We start from the raw sequence: 16658 nt of genomic DNA on the forward strand, positions 1-16658 counted from the left end.
GCGAGGCTGCATGGACGGAAGGGGAAACCAAATGAAATCGATCACGCTGGACGCGCTGGAAAAGGACCTGACGCTTAGCCGCTATATCGGTCGGCTCTCATGCGATACGCTGGGCGCCGCCCGGCCGGACGTTGCCGTTCGCCGGATCTCCGACGCTGTCGTCCGCATGACGCTGACGTTCCGGCTGGAGACGACAGTCAGGCAGGACGACTGGCAGCTGGCGATCGAGCCGGCATTCGCGCCGTCGTTCCATTGGGCGCCGCATCTTACCCCCGAGGATCGCCACATTATCGACCAGCACAGCTTTCGTTCTCCGGCGCTGATCGCCTGCGGCGACGGCAAAGTGCTCATCCTGGTGCCGGATCTGGATCTGATGATCCCGGGGACGCCCGTCCGCTGGTATATGGACAACGATGCCGGACGGAATCGCTTGACGCTGGGGATGTCGGAGTACCGGGTGCGGGAGCATGTGCTGTACGAGCGGGCGCCCGGCGCCGTCTATCCGGCGGGCACGGTGCAGGTCGGCTGCTATCTCATGGTATTCGACGACGCGGACACGCTGGCCAATCCCTGGCGGCCGGCGCTGGACTTGCTGTGGGCACGGTGGGGCGGACCGCTCTTCCGGCAGGGCGCGCCGGCAGAGCTGCCGCTTGGGCGGCTGGTCCGCCGCACGTACGACTGGGCGTTCGACAGCTGGCAGGACAGCGTCTGGCAGCAGTTCGAGCTGGACGGCCGGACGGTCGGTGCTGCCGTCTTTATCGTCAATGTGACGCAGAGTCCCAATTATCCGGGCCCCGTCAACGAACGGGAATTCCGGTCCGTCTGGAATCAGGCCTGGTTCAGCTCGCTGCGCTCGGCACAGGGCGTATACCGGCAGGGTCTGGCCACCGGCGATCCGGACCTGCTCCGCAGAGCGCGCCTGACGAAGGAGCTGGCGCTCTCCGCTCCGCAGCGGAACGGACTGTTCCCGTCGGTGCTTGCGACGGATATGGAGCAGGTGACGATAGACGGAGAGACGGTCAATCGTTCGCTGGGCTGGGAGACGGCCTATTGGGGCAATTCGAACCGGAATCCCGCGCATGACCGGCATCCGGTGCGGACGGCGCCTTATCATATTCTGGATATGAGCTGGACGGCGCTGCTCATGCTCCGGTGGTACGACGAGTTGGAGCAGGATCAACGCCTGATCGAATATGCGGTGCGATATGCGGACGCGCTCGTGGAGCTTCAGGACGCGCGCGGCTTTTATCCGGCATGGCTGGATAGCGATACGCTGGCGCCGCTGGGCATACTGGACGATTCTCCCGAGAGCGCCATGTCGGCGACCTTCCTGCTGACGCTGCATCGACTGACCGGCAAAGCGAGGTATCTGCAGTCCGCGCTGAAGGCCGCGGACGCGATCGCCCAGTACATCGTGCCGAGCGGCCGCTGGGAGGACTTCGAGACCTATTGGTCCTGCTGCCGCTACGGCAGCGAGGAGCTGGTCGGGCGAAAGGTTGCCCGCAACGATATGTACAAGCAATGCAACTTCTCGATGTTCTGGACGGCGGAAGCCTTCCTGGCCTGCTACCGGCAGACGGGCGAAGCGGCGTATCTGAAGCTCGGCGAGCGTTGTCTGGATGAGCTGCTCATGACGCAGGCTTCCTGGCAGCCGCCGTACATCCATGTCGGCGCCTTGGGCGGCTTCGGCGTCATGAACTGCGACGGCGAGTGGAACGACGCGCGCCAGAGCCTGTTCGCCGAGCTCATCGTCGAATACGGGCTGGAGCTGAACCGGGAGGAATACATCCAGCGGGGGATTGCCGCGCTCCGGTGCTCGTTCGTCATGATGTACTGTCCGGAAAATTCGCGGTCCAAGGCGCAGTGGGAGAAGGCGCATCCGTTTTTTGGCGAGCAGGATTACGGCTTCATGATGGAAAATTACGGCCATGACGGCGTCGCCGACGACAACGGAGGCGGCATGGGACTGTTCGCAATCTTCGATTGGGGCAGCGGCGCGGCAGCGGAAGGCTATCTGCGGATGCAGGCGCATCATCCCGAGCTGCTGGACCGCTACGGGCTGAACCGCTGACCTCTGGAAAGGAAAATTCCGATGAAACAGGCGAATATGCTGATGGAAACAGGAAGCACGATTACGGTGGGCGGACCCGGCTGCGACATCGAGGGCTTCACGTCGAATGCCGTGCAGACGGCGGTCGAGCGGCTGCGCCGCGGCGGAGAAGGCGGGACGGTCCGGCTGGATCGGGGAGTGTTCCGCATCGCCGGTCCAATCCGGCTGTACGACGGGATCACGCTGCAGGGAGCGGGCGCGGACACCATTTTGCGCAAGACGGGCGGGGTGAAGACACGCTTCACGGTAGACGCCGATTACGGAGAGCTGCAAGCCGAAGTGGAGGATGCCGCGATGTTCGAGCCCGGCATGGGGCTGCAGCTGTTCGACGAATCCCAGAGATGGGGCTGGGACGAGAGCACGGCGACCATTACGCGCATCGAGGGGAATGTGCTTCACTTCGACCGCCACCTGGAGCGGGACTACAGATCGGACGACGGCGGCACGGTGACGAATGCCTGCTCGATCATTGAAGCCTGCGGCGTCCGCCACGCGCGAATTCGCGATCTGGTCGTGGACGGCGCCGGAGCCGACAATTACCCGATCGGCGGCTGCAGGGGCGCAGGCATTTATTTGTATAAGGCAGGAGCGTGCCGCATCGAGAACGTGCAGGTCAGAGACTTCAACGGGGACGGCATATCGTGGCAAATTACCGAGGACATCGCCGTCCGCGCCTGCACCGTCACCGGCTGCGCCGGGTCGGGTCTCCACCCGGGCGCGGGCTCTGTCCGCAGCATCGTCACGGACTGCACGCTCGAGGGCAACGCGCTGGCCGGCCTGTTCATCTGCTGGCGGGTGCAGCACGGCGAATTCAGCCACAACCGGATATGTAGGAACGGCAGCTTCGGCATCTCAATTGGCCACAAGGATTCGTACAATCGGTTCGACGACAACGTGATCTCGGACAACGGCGCGAGCGGCGTCCACTTCCGCGAGGAAAAACAAGGGAACGGCTCGGTCGGCAACCGGTGGTCGCGGAACGTCATTGCCGGCAACGGCAGCGAGGAGAAGGCGGGCTTCGGCGTCTATGTCAACGGCGCTTCGGCGGACAACGCATTCGTCGGCAACGTCATCGAAGGCGATGATACCGGCCGCCAGCGCACGGCGGTATGGCTGGACGCATCGGCGAGCGGGTTCACGTTCTTTTGACAGCCGCAGACAATGAACGACAACGAACAGTTGAAGATCAGGGCATGCAAGCGCATGCAAGATTCGAAGGGAGAGGAACAACCGGATGCTGGCCGACCGTTACGAATTGTCGAATGTGAAGGCGGCGCTTCTGCCGCCGAACCGGATCACCCCGTTTCCAACAGCGGAGGACAGACCCGCCTGGGAAGCGCTGCTGCCCGAAACCCGAGAGCGGTGGATCGCGCTGGCCGAGCAGTACAAGGATTACGTCTGGCCGGCCTTGAAGGTCGAGCATTATATGGCGTACTGGAGGTCCGGCGAGCTGGATACGCGTTCGAGGTCGGTGTTCGAACGCCGCAGCGTGCTCGGCATTTTGGCGCTGGCGGAGTGCATCGAAGGCAAGGGGAGATTTCTGGACCAGGTGATCAACGGCATATTCGTCATCTGCGAAGAGACGACCTGGGTGCCGCCGCTTCACCGGCTGCACGCGAAGGAAAATATGCAGGAATGCATGCCGGACGCTTCGGATCATATCGTGGAGCTCGTAACCAGCGCGACCTCGGACCTGCTGATCTGGATTCGTTATACGATGCGGCAGTGGCTCGATGCGGTCAGCCCCCGCATCTGCCGGCGGATCGCGGCCGAGGTGAGGGAGCGTCTGCTCGTTCCCTACATGAAAAAGGACGACTATTGGTGGATGGGCTTTCTGGAGGGCGTCCGCGTCAACAACTGGAATCCGTGGTGCAACAGCAGCGCATTGATGGGCTTCCTGCTGCTCGAGGAAGACCCGGATGTGCGTGCGGCGGCGGTGCACAAGATCATGCGCAGCCTGGACGCATTCATCCATACGTATTCGCCGGACGGCTGCTGCGATGAAGGGCCGGGGTATTGGGGGCCTTCCGGCGGAGGCCTGTACGTCGCGCTCGAGCTGTTGGCCGCAGCCACCGGCGGCGCCGTCGACGTGTTCGACGAGCCGCTCATCGGCGATATCGGCAACTACATTTACAAAGCGCATATTCACGAACGCTACTTCGTCGATTTTGCCGACGGCGACGTCAAGCCGCTCATCGGAGGCGCCGTCATGTACCGGTACGGCAAGAGCACCGGCGACATCCGCTTGCAAAATCTCGGCGCCAGCCTGCCGGAGGGCGAGCCCGTCATCCATATTTGGTTCGAGATGTACGCGCAGCTGCATGCGCTGTTCCAGGAACGGGAGCGGCTCGAAGCGGGTGCCAAGGCGCCTTATGTCCGGGATGCCTGGCTGCCGTCCGCCCAGGTCATGACCGCCCGGCAGCGGGAGGGCAGCGAGCAGGGGCTGTTCCTGGCCGCCAAGGGAGGACATAATCTCGAATCCCACAATCATAACGATGTCGGCAGCTTCATGGTGTTCGTCGACGGCCGTCCGCTGTTCGTCGATGTCGGCACCGAGGAATATACGGCGCAGACGTTCGGGCCGGACCGCTACGAGCTGTGGTACCTGCAATCGCAGTATCACAATCTGCCTACCGTACGCGGTGTCCTCCAGCGCAACGGCGCAGCATACCGCGCGAAGGATTCCGCCTACGAGGCCGAAGCGGCGGCGGCGGCAGGCGGCGCGTCCCGGCTGTCGCTGGACATAGCCGACGCCTATCCGGAAGCGGCGGGCATCCGCGCTTGGCGCCGCACATTCGAGCTGGCGCGCGCGGATCGCCCGCAGGTCGAGGTGACGGATCGGTTCGAACTCAGCGGAGAGACGGCGGACATCTTCTACAGCCTGATGACGCCCTGCGAACCGGTCCCGGCTGCGGACGGTACGATCCGCTTCGAATACGCGCCGGGCGCATGGGCGGTGCTCGAATTCGATGAGGCTCATCTTGAAGCCTCCGTCGAAGTCATCGCCAACATGGAGTCGAGACTGATCCGCAACTGGGGCGAGCGGATGAACAGGATCGTGCTGCGCGAGAAGGAGCCGGTCGCCGCGGGGACGCGGACGATCCGGATCTACCGGCAAGCAGACAAGCACGACGGTTCAACGCTTGGTCAGAAAGGAGATGACAGCGATGTCAGTTCATGAAACGGGATCGTGGGTCGATGCGGCATGGGAGCGGACGGCGGCGAAAATCGCCCGGAATGCGGCGGAGATCGGCGCGCATTTCCCGCATGCTTCATTTAACGGCGTCTACAATTCATGTCCTCCGCACGATTGGGGAGCGGGCTTCTGGCCCGGCCTGCTCTGGCTGGTTTATCGGGAGACGGGCGACGAGCTGCTCAGGCAGACGGCCGAGCAACTGGAGGCCAGACTGGGGGAGACGCTCACCGCGTACGATGAGCTGCATCACGACGTCGGCTTCATGTTCAGCCTGAGCAGCGTGGCCCAATACAAGCTGGTGGGCGATCCGGTTGCGAAGCGTCATGGCTTGATGGCTGCCAACCTGCTGGCGGGGCGCTTCAACGTGAACGGGAGCTTTATCCGGGCATGGCCCGACTGGGACGGAGAAGACCATAGCGGGTGGGCGATTATCGACTGCATGATGAACCTGCCGCTGCTTTATTGGGCATCCGAGGAGATCGGGGATCCCAGGTACAAGCAGATCGCGATGCGGCATGCGGATATGGCGCTCCGCGAGTTCATGCGTCCGGACGGATCGGCCTATCATATCGTCTGCTTCGACCCCGAGACCGGGGCGCGCCAAGGGGCGATCGCCGGACAAGGCTATGCCGCGGATTCGGCGTGGGCCAGAGGGACGGCATGGGCGCTGTACGGCTTTGCGCTCAGCTACCGATATACGGCGCAGGAGCGGTATCTGGACGCCGCGAAGCGGGCGGCCCACTACTTCGTATCCCGTCTGCCGTCGGACAAGGCTCCTTATTGGGATTTCCTGCTGCCGGATACGGCGGACATGCCGAGGGATACGTCGGCCGCGGCCATCGCGGCTGCCGGTCTGCTGGAGATCGCGGCACATTGCATCGAGACGGACGGCGGCTTCTACCGCACGGCCGCTGCGGACATCGTACGGGCGCTGGACGAGAAGTACGGGGCATGGGCGCTTGCGGAGCAGGGGCTGCTGCTGCATGCGACCGGATATTATGCGAAGGATTCCAACGTGGACGTGCCGATTATTTACGGCGACTACTTCTTCGCGGAAGCGCTGTTCAAGTTAAGAGGCGGCGCCGCGCTGTTCTGGTAGAGAGCCGCTAGCGCGCCGCGGCAATGGGCAGCGAGGAGTCGACCTTCGCCGAAGCGGGCGCCCGGCGCCGATCGTCGGGATCGAACAAGGAGATGAACAAAATGTCGGCAGGAACATGGCGCAGGTCGGAATTCGAAGGATATGCGAGCGTAGTCGGAGAGAACGAGTCGATTCGGGTGGAGCTCGTCCCGGAACGGGGCGGCAAGCTCGTCTCTTTGCTCGATCGGGCAACCGGACGGGAATGGGTGTTCCGGAGCGATGCCGCGTGGTCGCCGCTGCGATACGGCATGCAGTGGGAGGACGGCGACCGCAGCGGCTGGGACGAGATGTTCCCCACCATACTGGCCTGCCCGTGCCCGGATGAGCCGTGGCGTCACGCGGTATACCCGGATCATGGCGAGGTGTGGACGCTGCCGTGGGACTGCGAGCTAGCGGCATCGTCCGTTTGCTTGCGGGTGCACGGGGTGATGGTCCCTTATATATTCGGCAAAACGCTAACGCTCTCGGGACCGGATCTGATCACGACGTACGAGGTGCGCAACCCTGCGCCTTTTCCATTCTCCTATATGTGGTGCGCGCACAATTTGCTGGCGATCCGGCCGGGGATGCGCTGGGTCACGGATTCGAAGCTGGACGCGGTCGTATTCCAATATTCCCACGGCGATCGCATGACGCCCAAGCCCTACGGGCGCACCGCGTACCCGCTTGCCGGCGATCCGCAGATCGATCTGGCGGCGATCGGGGACAAGCTCGGCGAGCATGCCGAGAAATATTGGTTCGAAGGCGACGTGACGACGGGCAAAGCAGGCATCTTCGATCCGGCGACGGGGGAGGCGCTGACCTATCTGTACGATCCGGCCGATGTGCCTTACCTTGCGGTCTGGGCCAATTACGGCGTCTTCAAAGGCGACTATACGGCGGCGCTGGAGCCGGCGACCGGCTATTTGGACGATGTGTACGCGGCGCATCTGCTGAAAAAGGTGAAAACCGTCCCGCCGTACGGCGTCAACCGGTGGAACTTTACCGTCTCTCTTGATCCTGAGGCGCGCTTGGGGCGTTCGGCGGACGGCGGCCTCGCTTGAGATAGAGCTGGAAAACGGACAGGGGAAAAGAGAGGAGGCCGCGGCATGACGGCAGTCAATCATTCGATGTACGACGTTCGCGACTACGGTGCGGCAGGGGACGGGAACGCGCTGGACACGAACGCGATCAACCGCGCGATCGCGCGATGCCACGAGCGCGGCGGGGGCACGGTACGGCTGTCTGCGGGCGTCTATCTGTCGGGTACCGTGTTCATGCGGAGCGATGTGACGCTGTACCTGGAGGCGGGGGCCGTGCTGCTCGGCAGTCCGAACGTGGACGATTATCCGAAGCTGCCGTACACGAGCGAACATCGGAATACGGCGCTTATCGCAGCGATCGGGGCCGAGCGCTTCTCGATCGAAGGCCGCGGCACCATCGACGGCAACGGCGATGCTTATGCTCTTTACGAGCGGGCCGATCTGCTGCGCGACTTCGACGCGTCGTTCACGCGGCAGGGCGAAGCTTATTTTCGGGAAAACGACAAGGCGGAGGACGGTCCGGTCGAGATGAAGAGCAGGCCCGGCATTCTGATCCTCATTTTAAACGGCCGGGATGCTCAAGTGAGCCGCGTCCATATCCGCAACGCGCCGAACTGGTGCCTCCACGTGGCCGGCACGGACGGCGCGCTGCTGACCGGGCTCGATATCAAGAACAGCCTGCTCGTGCCGAACGCGGACGGCATCGACGTGAGCCGCAGCCGCAACGTTCGCATCAGCGACTGCAATATCGAGGCGGGGGACGACGGTCTGGCCTTCAGCCCTTGCGCCGAAGGCTTCGGCGGCGGGGCCAACGAGAACATCGTCGTGCAGAACTGCACGATCCAGTCCAGATCGGCGGGCATCCGGATCGGATGGGACGCGTACGATTTCCGCAATTTTCTGTTCCATAATATCGTCATCCGCGACTCCAACCGGGGCATCGGTCTGTTCCTGCGCGAAGGGGAATCGATCGAGAATGTGGTGTTCAGCAATATCACGATCGAGACCCGGCTGCACAAGGGCAAATGGTGGGGCAAGGCGGAGCCGATCCATATCTCCGCGCTGCCGGGACTTGAGCATGCGGGACGGATCGTGGATCGTCATGTGAAGCCGGGCCGCGTGCGCGGCGTGACGTTCTCGAACGTCACGATCCGTGGCGAACAGGGCATCGTGCTGTACGGCAGCGAGCATACGCCGCTTGAGGATATAACCTTCGACAACATCCGGATGCAGATGACAAGCGGGCCGCTGATGGAGACGTTCGGCGGCAACTTCGACTGCCGGCCGACGCTGGACGGGGAGCTGAACGTGTTCGGGCACGACATCCCGGCACTGTACGCGAAGCATGTGAAGCGGCTGAAGCTGCGCGGCTTCGAGCTCGAATGGGCCGACGGGATGCCGGACTATTGCCGCAGCGGCATCGAGATCGAGGCGTTCGCGGAGCTCGAGATCGACGGCTTCCGCGGGCGCCAGCCGCAGGCGGACGGCACGGCCATCGTGCTTCGCGGCGGCCGGGGTGCGGTCGTCCGCAACAGCATTGCGGCGCCGGGCACATCCTGCTTCCTGCGCGCGGAAGGCGTGGAGGGCGCGGCGCTGTATGCGGGCAACGTGACGCTCGAAGCCCGGGAAGCGATCGCGCCGTTAGGGCACGGCTTCATCCAACACGGCAATATCGAAGGCGCGGGCGAGATCGGTCCCGCGGGAGCGGCGCTCGAAGTGCGAGCGTAGGTCGACAATTGGCGTGTCTGCAGGGCAATGGCGTTCCAAGCGTGGATGTGGATTTAAATAACGGGCTGTCCGCGCTTTCGCGCGAGCAGCCGGTTTATTTGGCATTCGATAGAGCGGATTAGCGCTCGATCACGAAGCCTGCGATCGAAGCGAGCTCGCCCTCGGTCACGACGAGCTTCCGTCCGGGCAGATCGGCGGCTTCAATCGTGCGCACCGGCACGGTCTTGCCGCCGTCCGCCGCGTAGACGCGCACCCGGCCGAACGGGCGGCCGAGCAGCAGCTCGCCGGCAGCGAACGGAATGCAGGCGACCTGCTGCGCATCGGCGATGTCGCGGTCGTCCTGCGCGATGAGCGCCCAGCGGCCGGTGAACGAGACCGTGCCGGCGACCGGATAGGAGACGGCGTCCTGTCCTTCGCCGCGAAGCGCCAGCGCCGTCAGCAGGTTCGGCTCGCCGCCGTCGGGACCGGCTTCCAGCCGTCCCCATGAAGCGAGCCGCGGCTCGCCCTTGAGGCTGCCGGTGTCGGCGTCGAGCCATAGCGGCTTCCAGCCGCAGGTGCGCCGGCGCCAGGTTTGCAGCGCGGCCCAACGGTTGAGATCGGCGGGCTCCATCTGCTTGCCGTCATTGTCGTTCTCCCCTAGCGTGAGGCCGTTGACGCCGACGACGGCCGTGTCGAGCAGGATCGGTCCGAGCGCGCCGTAATAATAGCCGGTCGACGTATTGACCGCCATGCCGTGCCTTGCCGCGAGCGATGCCCACAGGCAGCGCTGATTGTGGCCGGATATCTCGTGCGCGGCGCTGTCTCCGGCATCTCCGAGATCGTCGATATTGATGAGGTCGGAGACGGTGCGCATCAGCGGATGAATGCCGTAATAAATAATCGTGATGTCCGGATCGACGGACTTGGCGGCGTCATGGATCAGCTTCAGCAGCGAGAAGGCCAGCTTCTCGCCGCGATAGGCCGGGTCGCGGGGCACGGCCGCATCGGGACCGGGATAGCCGTAAGCGAAGTCGAGCTTCAGCGCGGCCGGCTTCCAGCGCGCTACCAGGCGCTCCGTGCGCTCCGCGATCAGCCGTCTCGTCCGCTCGGAGCTCGGATCGAGCAAATAATGGAACTTGGCGCCGAACGGACTGCCGGACCATCGCCACTCGCGCGGCTCGCCGTCGGGACCGCACAGCAGATCTTCCTTCGTCAGCCCCTGCGCCTCGGGATCGTCCGTCCAGCCGACGCTCTGCCAGAACGCGAGCTCGTAGCCATGCGCCCGGATGTTCGCCATGTCGGCGTCGAAGTCCGGGAACAGCGCATAGTCCGGCTCCGCACTGCCGTTGAACGTTTCCCAAGAATCGTCCAGAATGACCATATCCGACTGCGTAGCGCCGGATATCCGGTTGACGAATTTTTTCAGATCGAAGCGTCCTTCCTTGAAGTCGCCCCATGTGCATACGAACGAACGGAGATGGCGGGGGGACTTGGGCTCGAACGGGCCAAAGCTGTCGAAAAGAGCGGCGAGCGCCTCGTAGCCCGACCCGCCCCATGCCAGCCGCAGGGGCTCGGTCCATACGCGGGTGTCCGCATCCACCGGTCCCCACAGATCCTCGCGGTAGGCATAATGAACGCAGGCCGTGGACGACTGCAGCCTCAGCGTCAGCGGCGCATCCGGCACTTCGCCGGGACCGAACGCCAGCCAGCCGTGCCGTCCGCCCATCGCAGCCGCATAGAGCGGGCGGGGGAAGGCCGCCGCATAGGGCGTCCCCATGGCGTCGCCGAAGCTGCCGAGCGGCAGCCGCGCGTCGCCCATATCCCACGAGCGCCAGAAGGAATGCGTAGGAGAGGAGCCTGCCGCGGGCACGCAGTAGCCCTCCGCCTCCCAATCCGGCCAGTGGACGCTGGCCGCGCTGGGTGTGCGGCGGCGCTCGGCCGCCGTCAGCGGCCGGGTGCCGAATTGCAGCGATACGATGCGGGGCGTGCGGGACCATGTCACGTCCAGCCGCTTGATCCGGAATCCCCAGCCCGGCATATCGCAGACGATCGCACCCGAGCCGTGCTCGCCGAGGTCGAGACCGATCCGCCATTCCCCGTTTTGCCCGGCCACGCAGCTTTTCGCGACCGCTTTGACATACACCGCAGTCCCGTCGGCATCGAGCTCGAAGGCGGGCAGCAGACTGCCTGTCCAGACCGGGTTGCCTCCCGCTTCCGGCTGCGCCGCGCCGGTACCCGGATTTTCCCTCAGCAGTCGCGCCTCGTCCCGCGATACGTCCCACTCCAGCTTCATGCCGTCCGCCGTTGCGGTCAAGACGGTGTTCACGGCTCCTTCGATCATGAGCGCTCATTCCCTTCGCGATTGTTGTCGCTCTCAGTATAGAAGCGCAGCCAGGAAAAGTAAGTAGCCCGGACGGGGAATTGAGTATCCATTATCGCGATTTTCGAATTTTCCGGTCTGCCGGCTCGTCGGCGGCCGCATCGTGAACCGCCTTCGGCCACCGGATATGATGATCGGCATCATACAGGGAGGAACAAAAGTCGCTGAGGCTCATCCCGGTCTTTTTTTTGAACATTTTGCCGAAGGCATGAATGTCGTTATAGCCGACACGCGCGGCGATCTCTCCGAACGAGAGCGGGGACTGCAGCGCCAGCTCCTTGGCTTTGGTGACGCGTGCCCAGATGAGAAACTGCATCGGCGTGATGCCGAACGCCTTTTTGAACTCGGCGATCACATAATTCCAGGTAAGTCCGGACAGCCGTTCGATCTCCTCGACGTTCAATCCCGTGTCGAGACGGCTCTCGATATGATTTTTCACGAGCACGAGCCGCGCCAGATTTTTGCGGGAGACGGCGGCGTCCTGCCGGCCCTCCGCCACCCGGCGGGATGTCTCCGCCAGAATGGACAGCAGGAGAGACTGGCATAGCAGTCCGTTCTCAAGGCCCGGCTGCCGGTATTTGGCGACGAGCTCGGCGAATTGGTGCTCCACCGCATGCCCGTCGAAGCGGCCGAGCATATGCGCGCCCTCCAGCAGCTCCTCGGCGGGACACGGCATATGGGCGAAGTGAAAGACGACGGTAATCGAGATGAACGGCCGGCCGGGGAGCGCGCGCAACCCATGCGTTTCATAAGGGCGGTAAAAGAAAACGTCTCCCTTCTCTACCGGATGGACGTTGTCTTCGACGGTAAACTCGCCGCGTCCGCCGATGACGTAATTGAGCGCATACTGCTTGAGCGTGCGTCCGGCGAAGCCCCAGTCGCGCGGTGCGTGGAAAATATGGGCAAGCGAGATATACGGCGGGAAGCGAAAGTCGCTGAGCGCCTCGAGCGTCTCCTGCGGGTGCAGGGCGGCGAGGTCCATTTCGGTCACGGCAGGCACGCTCCTATCCTAAAAGTTTAAAATTCGTAATAACGGATACTCTTTTGCGCCTATGCGCCAAATACAGAAGGCTTGGCTGTTTCTACAATAATACTATGAAAAAGCTTCTCCGCGGAGGTGGGAGTCAATGAGAATCACCAGGCTCGAGCTGTTGAAAGTGCCGCCCTCCTGGGTATGGGTCCGCATCCATACCGATCGGGGCCTATACGGACTCGGCGAGCCGTACCTGGAGGACCATCCCGAGGTCGTGATCGCGGAGGTGAACCGCCTCGCTCCGCTGCTGATCGGCGAAGATCCGACGCGGCTCGAACACCTGTGGAAGAAGATGTACGAGTCCGGCAACGGCTACCGGGGCGGGCCTGTCAAGATGAGCGCGATCAGCGGCATCGATATGGCGCTCTGGGACTTGACGGGCAAAGCCTACGGACTGCCGGTCCACAAGCTGCTCGGCGGGTCGTACCGCGGCCGGGTGAAGGTGTACCGGGCCTGCCACGACGAGCAGCCCTACACGGTGGCGCCCGGCATGCCGTACCGGCCGTCTCCGCACCGGCTCGCGCCGGAGGAGGCGTCCGGCCGGGCCCCGGAGCGGATGGCCCGTGCCGCCGAGACGCTGCTCGGCTGGGATTTTCGCTGCCTGAAGCTGCACTTCGGCCCCGCCGATACGCTGGAGCGCGACGCCGACCTGGACGGGATCGTCGAATGCGTCGAAGCAGTGCGCAGGGCGGTCGGCCGGGAGATCGGGCTCGCGGTCGACATCCACAATACGCATCTGTCGCGGGCGCAGCAGCTGATCCGCCGGTTCGAGCCGCTCGGCCTCCTGTTCGTGGAGGAGCCGCTGCCGCCCGAACGCATCGATCTGCTCCGGCGCGTCGTCGACGCCGCGCCGGTACCGGTGGCGGCGGGCGAGCGCTGGATGGGCAAGTGGGCGTTCCGCGAGGCGCTCGAAGCCGGGGCGGCCGTGCTGCAGCCGGATCTGGCGCATGCGGGCGGATTCACCGAGCTGCGCAAGATCGCCGCGATGGCGGAAGCCTCCTACGCGTCCGTCGCGCCTCATTGTCCGCTCAGTCCGCTCAGCTTCGCGGCGAGCATCCAGTTCGGCGCCGCCGTGCCGAACTTTCTGATCCAGGAGCACAACGAAGTGAACGACAGCAGGGAGGGCGGGGTGACGCGTATCGGCGCCGGCTACATGAAGGCGCCGTTCGAGCTTGGTCCGGACGGCTGCGTGGGGGTCCCGCAGACGCCGGGTCTGGGCTTCGAGCCGGATCCGTCCGGCTTCGAAGCGATCATGCGTCTGCCGTGGAGGCAGTCGAGAGGCTAGCCCTGCGCGATCGGCTCGTTTGCGGCCGCTCGGCGTCCGCGCCAGGTACGCAGTCGTTGAGCGACAAGGCCGTCAATGCGGCGAATCTTTTATCCGCTCAAGATGGGTGTCGCCGGATACCAGAAGCAGTTCGACGCCTGGCAAGCGCAGCAGTAAGAAGAAGGCATTCGCAAGGGGTGCACCTGCGGCGGGCCGCCTGGCCCGGCGGCATGACCGGCGGGGCTGTCGAGCGATCGACGGCCTTGCCGTATAGGTGTTTTAAGAAGGAAGGGAGCGGAATCATGGAATCGACGAGAGCATTTTTACGATCGCTGGGATTTGCCGGCGGGGATCTGTACGAGCTGCCGACTTCGGCGAAGCGGTTCCCCGACGGCGCGCAATACCGGGTGGAGCTGCCGAGCGTCGAAGGGCCGGCTGCGCTCGAGGCGACGCTGCGGGAGGCCGACCGCTACGGGCTGACCGTGCACCGCGTGTCCCAGGGCAGCGGCATCATGCTGCTGACCGACGGGGAGATCCGCGACATGGTCACCATGTGCGCGGAGCGGGGCATGGAGCTCAGCCTGTTCGTCGGACCGCGCGGGACGTGGGACATCTCCGCGATGCCGCTGACGCCGGGAGGCAGAGCGGCCGGTCTGCGCCATGAAGGCGCGGACCAGCTCGTCTATGCGATGGAGGACTTGAAGCGGGGCGCATCGCTCGGCCTGCGCGGCGCGCTCGTGGCCGACGAAGGGCTGCTCTGGCTCACGCGGCGGATGAAGGAGAGCGGTGAGCTGCCGCCCGACTTTGTCGTGAAGTGCTCGGTGCAGATGATGGCGTCGAATCCGGTATCGGCGCGGATCATGCAGGACCTCGGCGCGGATACGTACAACTTGCCGACCGGGCTGACGCTGCCGAAGCTGGCGGCGATCCGGCAGGCCGTGGACATGCCGCTTGACATCTACGTCGAAGCTCCGGACACGCTCGGCGGATTCGTCCGTCACTATGAGATTGCAGAGCTGATCCGGCTGATGTCGCCGGTGTATATCAAGTTCGGACTGCGCAATCATCCGGACGTCTACCCGTCCGGGGCGCATCTGGAAGGGGCGAACGTCGCCCTCTGCGTCGAGCGCGTGCGCCGGGCCGCTCTCGGTATGCAGATGATCGGACGCTATTGTCCCGACGCCGTCCCGTCTGCGCTCGGCGCGGCGGGTATTGCAGTTCCGGTGCCGGACGGACCGGCAGACGGATGGGGCTCCCGCTCCGCTACGGGCACCGGAGCCGCGGCGGCTACGACGAACGGAGGGATCGAATGATTGCGGCACATTGTTATATCGGCGGGACTTGGACGGAAGGTCAAGCACGGGAGACGGCGACCCGGCTGAATCCGGCGGATCTGTCGGAGACGGTCGGGACATACCCGCTGGCCGGCGCGGCGGACGTGGATGCGGCGGTCCGTGCGGCTCGGGCCGCGCTGCCGGCGTGGCGGGCGATGGCCGCGCCGGCCCGAGGGGAGCTGCTCTTTCGCGCCGCCGGGCTGCTGGAGCGGGAGGCCGGCGCGATCGCCGAGCTGCTGACCCGGGAGATGGGCAAGCCGATCGGCGAGGCGGAGGGCGAGCTGAAGCGGGGCGCGGCGCTGCTGCGCTATTATGCCGGCGAGGGCATGCGGGCGGTCGGCGAGGTGTACCCGGCCTCCGACGGCCGGTCGCTGCTGTACACGAACCGGGTGCCGATCGGTGTGGTCGGCGTCGTGACGCCTTGGAACTTTCCCGTCGCGATTCCCCTATGGAAGATCGCGCCGGCGCTCGCCTACGGCAATACCGTCGTCTGGAAGCCGGCGGAGGATGCCGGCATTACGGGTTACCGGCTGATGCGGATACTGGCGGAGGCCGGGTTGCCCGAGGGCGTCGTCAACTTCGTTACCGGCGCCGGCGGCGAAGCCGGAGAAGCGCTGGTCGCGCATCCCGGCGTAGACGCCCTGACGTTCACGGGCTCGAACGCGGTCGGGAAGCGGGTCGCGCTCGAGGCGGTCGGACGGGGCGCCAAGTATCAGCTGGAGATGGGCGGCAAAAATCCGTCCATCGTGGCGGCCGACGCCGATCTGGAGCTGGCGGCGGAGCTGACGCTGAGCGCGGCGATGCGATCGGCCGGGCAGAAGTGCACGGCGACGAGCCGCGTGATCGTCGAGCGGGAGATCGTACCCGTCTTCACCGAGCTGCTGGTTGCCAAAGCCCGCAGTCTGAAGCTGTCGAATCCGCTGGCGCGGGACTGCGTGCTCGGCCCGGTCGTCAACGGCCGTCAGAACGAATCGATCGTCGCGGCGATCCGGCGCGGGACAGCGGACGGCGCCAGGCTGCTGACGGGCGGCGGACCACCGCGGACGCAGGCGCTGGCAAGCGGTTATTACATCGAGCCGACGCTGTTCGACCGGGTCGATCCCGGTTCGGAGCTATCGCAGCAAGAGCTGTTCGGGCCCGTGCTGGCCATCGTGGCGGCCGACGGGCTGGAGCAGGCGCTGGCGATCGCGAACGACGTGAAGTACGGGCTCAGCGCCGCGATTTTTACGAAGGATCTGGACCGGATGTTCCGCTTCTTGCGGACGGCGCAGGCTGGTATGCTCAAGATCAACGGAGAGACGGCGGGCGTGGAGCCGCATGCTCCGTTCGGCGGCATCAAGCAGTCGAGCTCGCACTCGCGGGAGCAGGGAAGAGCGGCGATCGAGTTTTATACGTCGGTGCAGACGATCGCGGTCACTCCTACCGAATGAGCGTCGATCATAGCGCATAGAGACGATAGCATCCGACGACTCGG

General features: G+C 64.7%; 11 protein-coding genes. 9 read left to right on the forward strand and 2 right to left on the reverse strand.

Going from position 1 to position 16658, the window contains the following annotated elements; genetic code table 11:
* Positions 1–31 precede the first annotated feature (31 nt).
* The 6 genes from VQ071_RS05245 (at position 32) to VQ071_RS05270 (ending at position 9194) form a co-directional block, all read left to right on the forward strand.
* Positions 32–2071 (forward strand): hypothetical protein, encoded by a 2040-nt coding sequence (locus VQ071_RS05245; RefSeq protein WP_340512806.1) that lies wholly within the window; start codon positions 32–34, stop codon positions 2069–2071.
* 42 nt (positions 2072–2113) lie between these two features.
* Entirely contained in the window at positions 2114–3259 is a 1146-nt protein-coding gene (locus VQ071_RS05250) for a right-handed parallel beta-helix repeat-containing protein (RefSeq protein WP_340512807.1), read from the forward strand.
* An 85-nt stretch (positions 3260–3344) separates the two neighbouring features.
* Positions 3345–5291 carry a heparinase II/III domain-containing protein gene (locus VQ071_RS05255; RefSeq protein ID WP_340512808.1) on the forward strand — a complete coding sequence of 649 codons (1947 nt, stop codon included), beginning with the start codon at positions 3345–3347 and terminating at the stop codon, positions 5289–5291.
* A complete protein-coding gene (locus tag VQ071_RS05260; protein WP_340512809.1) occupies positions 5278–6405 on the forward strand; it encodes a glycoside hydrolase family 88 protein in 1128 nt (375 codons plus the stop codon). The genes VQ071_RS05255 and VQ071_RS05260 overlap by 14 nt, the downstream gene beginning before the upstream one ends.
* Before the next feature lie 101 nt (positions 6406–6506).
* Positions 6507–7487, forward strand: a complete 981-nt coding sequence (locus tag VQ071_RS05265) for a hypothetical protein (RefSeq protein ID WP_340512810.1) — start codon at positions 6507–6509, stop codon at positions 7485–7487.
* A 45-nt stretch (positions 7488–7532) separates the two neighbouring features.
* A complete protein-coding gene (locus VQ071_RS05270) occupies positions 7533–9194 on the forward strand; it encodes a glycoside hydrolase family 28 protein (protein ID WP_340512811.1) in 1662 nt (553 codons plus the stop codon).
* A 118-nt stretch (positions 9195–9312) separates the two neighbouring features.
* Here the strand turns inward: VQ071_RS05270 and VQ071_RS05275 are convergent, their stop codons facing one another.
* Together VQ071_RS05275 and VQ071_RS05280 are read right to left on the reverse strand one after the other, a co-directional pair.
* Positions 9313–11514: a hypothetical protein gene (locus tag VQ071_RS05275; RefSeq protein WP_340512813.1), complete on the reverse strand. Its 2202-nt coding sequence runs from the start codon at positions 11512–11514 to the stop codon at positions 9313–9315.
* 91 nt (positions 11515–11605) lie between these two features.
* A complete protein-coding gene (locus tag VQ071_RS05280; RefSeq protein ID WP_340512926.1) occupies positions 11606–12535 on the reverse strand; it encodes a helix-turn-helix domain-containing protein in 930 nt (309 codons plus the stop codon).
* A 145-nt stretch (positions 12536–12680) separates the two neighbouring features.
* Between VQ071_RS05280 and VQ071_RS05285 the strand changes: the two genes are divergently transcribed.
* From VQ071_RS05285 to VQ071_RS05295, 3 genes are all read left to right on the forward strand, one after another.
* Positions 12681–13871, forward strand: coding sequence for an enolase C-terminal domain-like protein (locus tag VQ071_RS05285; protein ID WP_340512814.1), 1191 nt, complete (start codon positions 12681–12683; stop codon positions 13869–13871).
* Positions 13872–14152: 281 nt separating this feature from the next.
* A complete protein-coding gene (locus VQ071_RS05290; protein ID WP_340512815.1) occupies positions 14153–15163 on the forward strand; it encodes a U32 family peptidase in 1011 nt (336 codons plus the stop codon).
* A complete protein-coding gene (locus tag VQ071_RS05295) occupies positions 15160–16614 on the forward strand; it encodes an aldehyde dehydrogenase family protein (protein WP_340512816.1) in 1455 nt (484 codons plus the stop codon). The genes VQ071_RS05290 and VQ071_RS05295 overlap by 4 nt, the downstream gene beginning before the upstream one ends.
* Positions 16615–16658 lie beyond the last annotated feature (44 nt).

This window comes from Cohnella sp. 56, assembly GCF_037963805.1.
Classification (GTDB): Bacteria; Bacillota; Bacilli; order Paenibacillales; family Paenibacillaceae; genus Cohnella.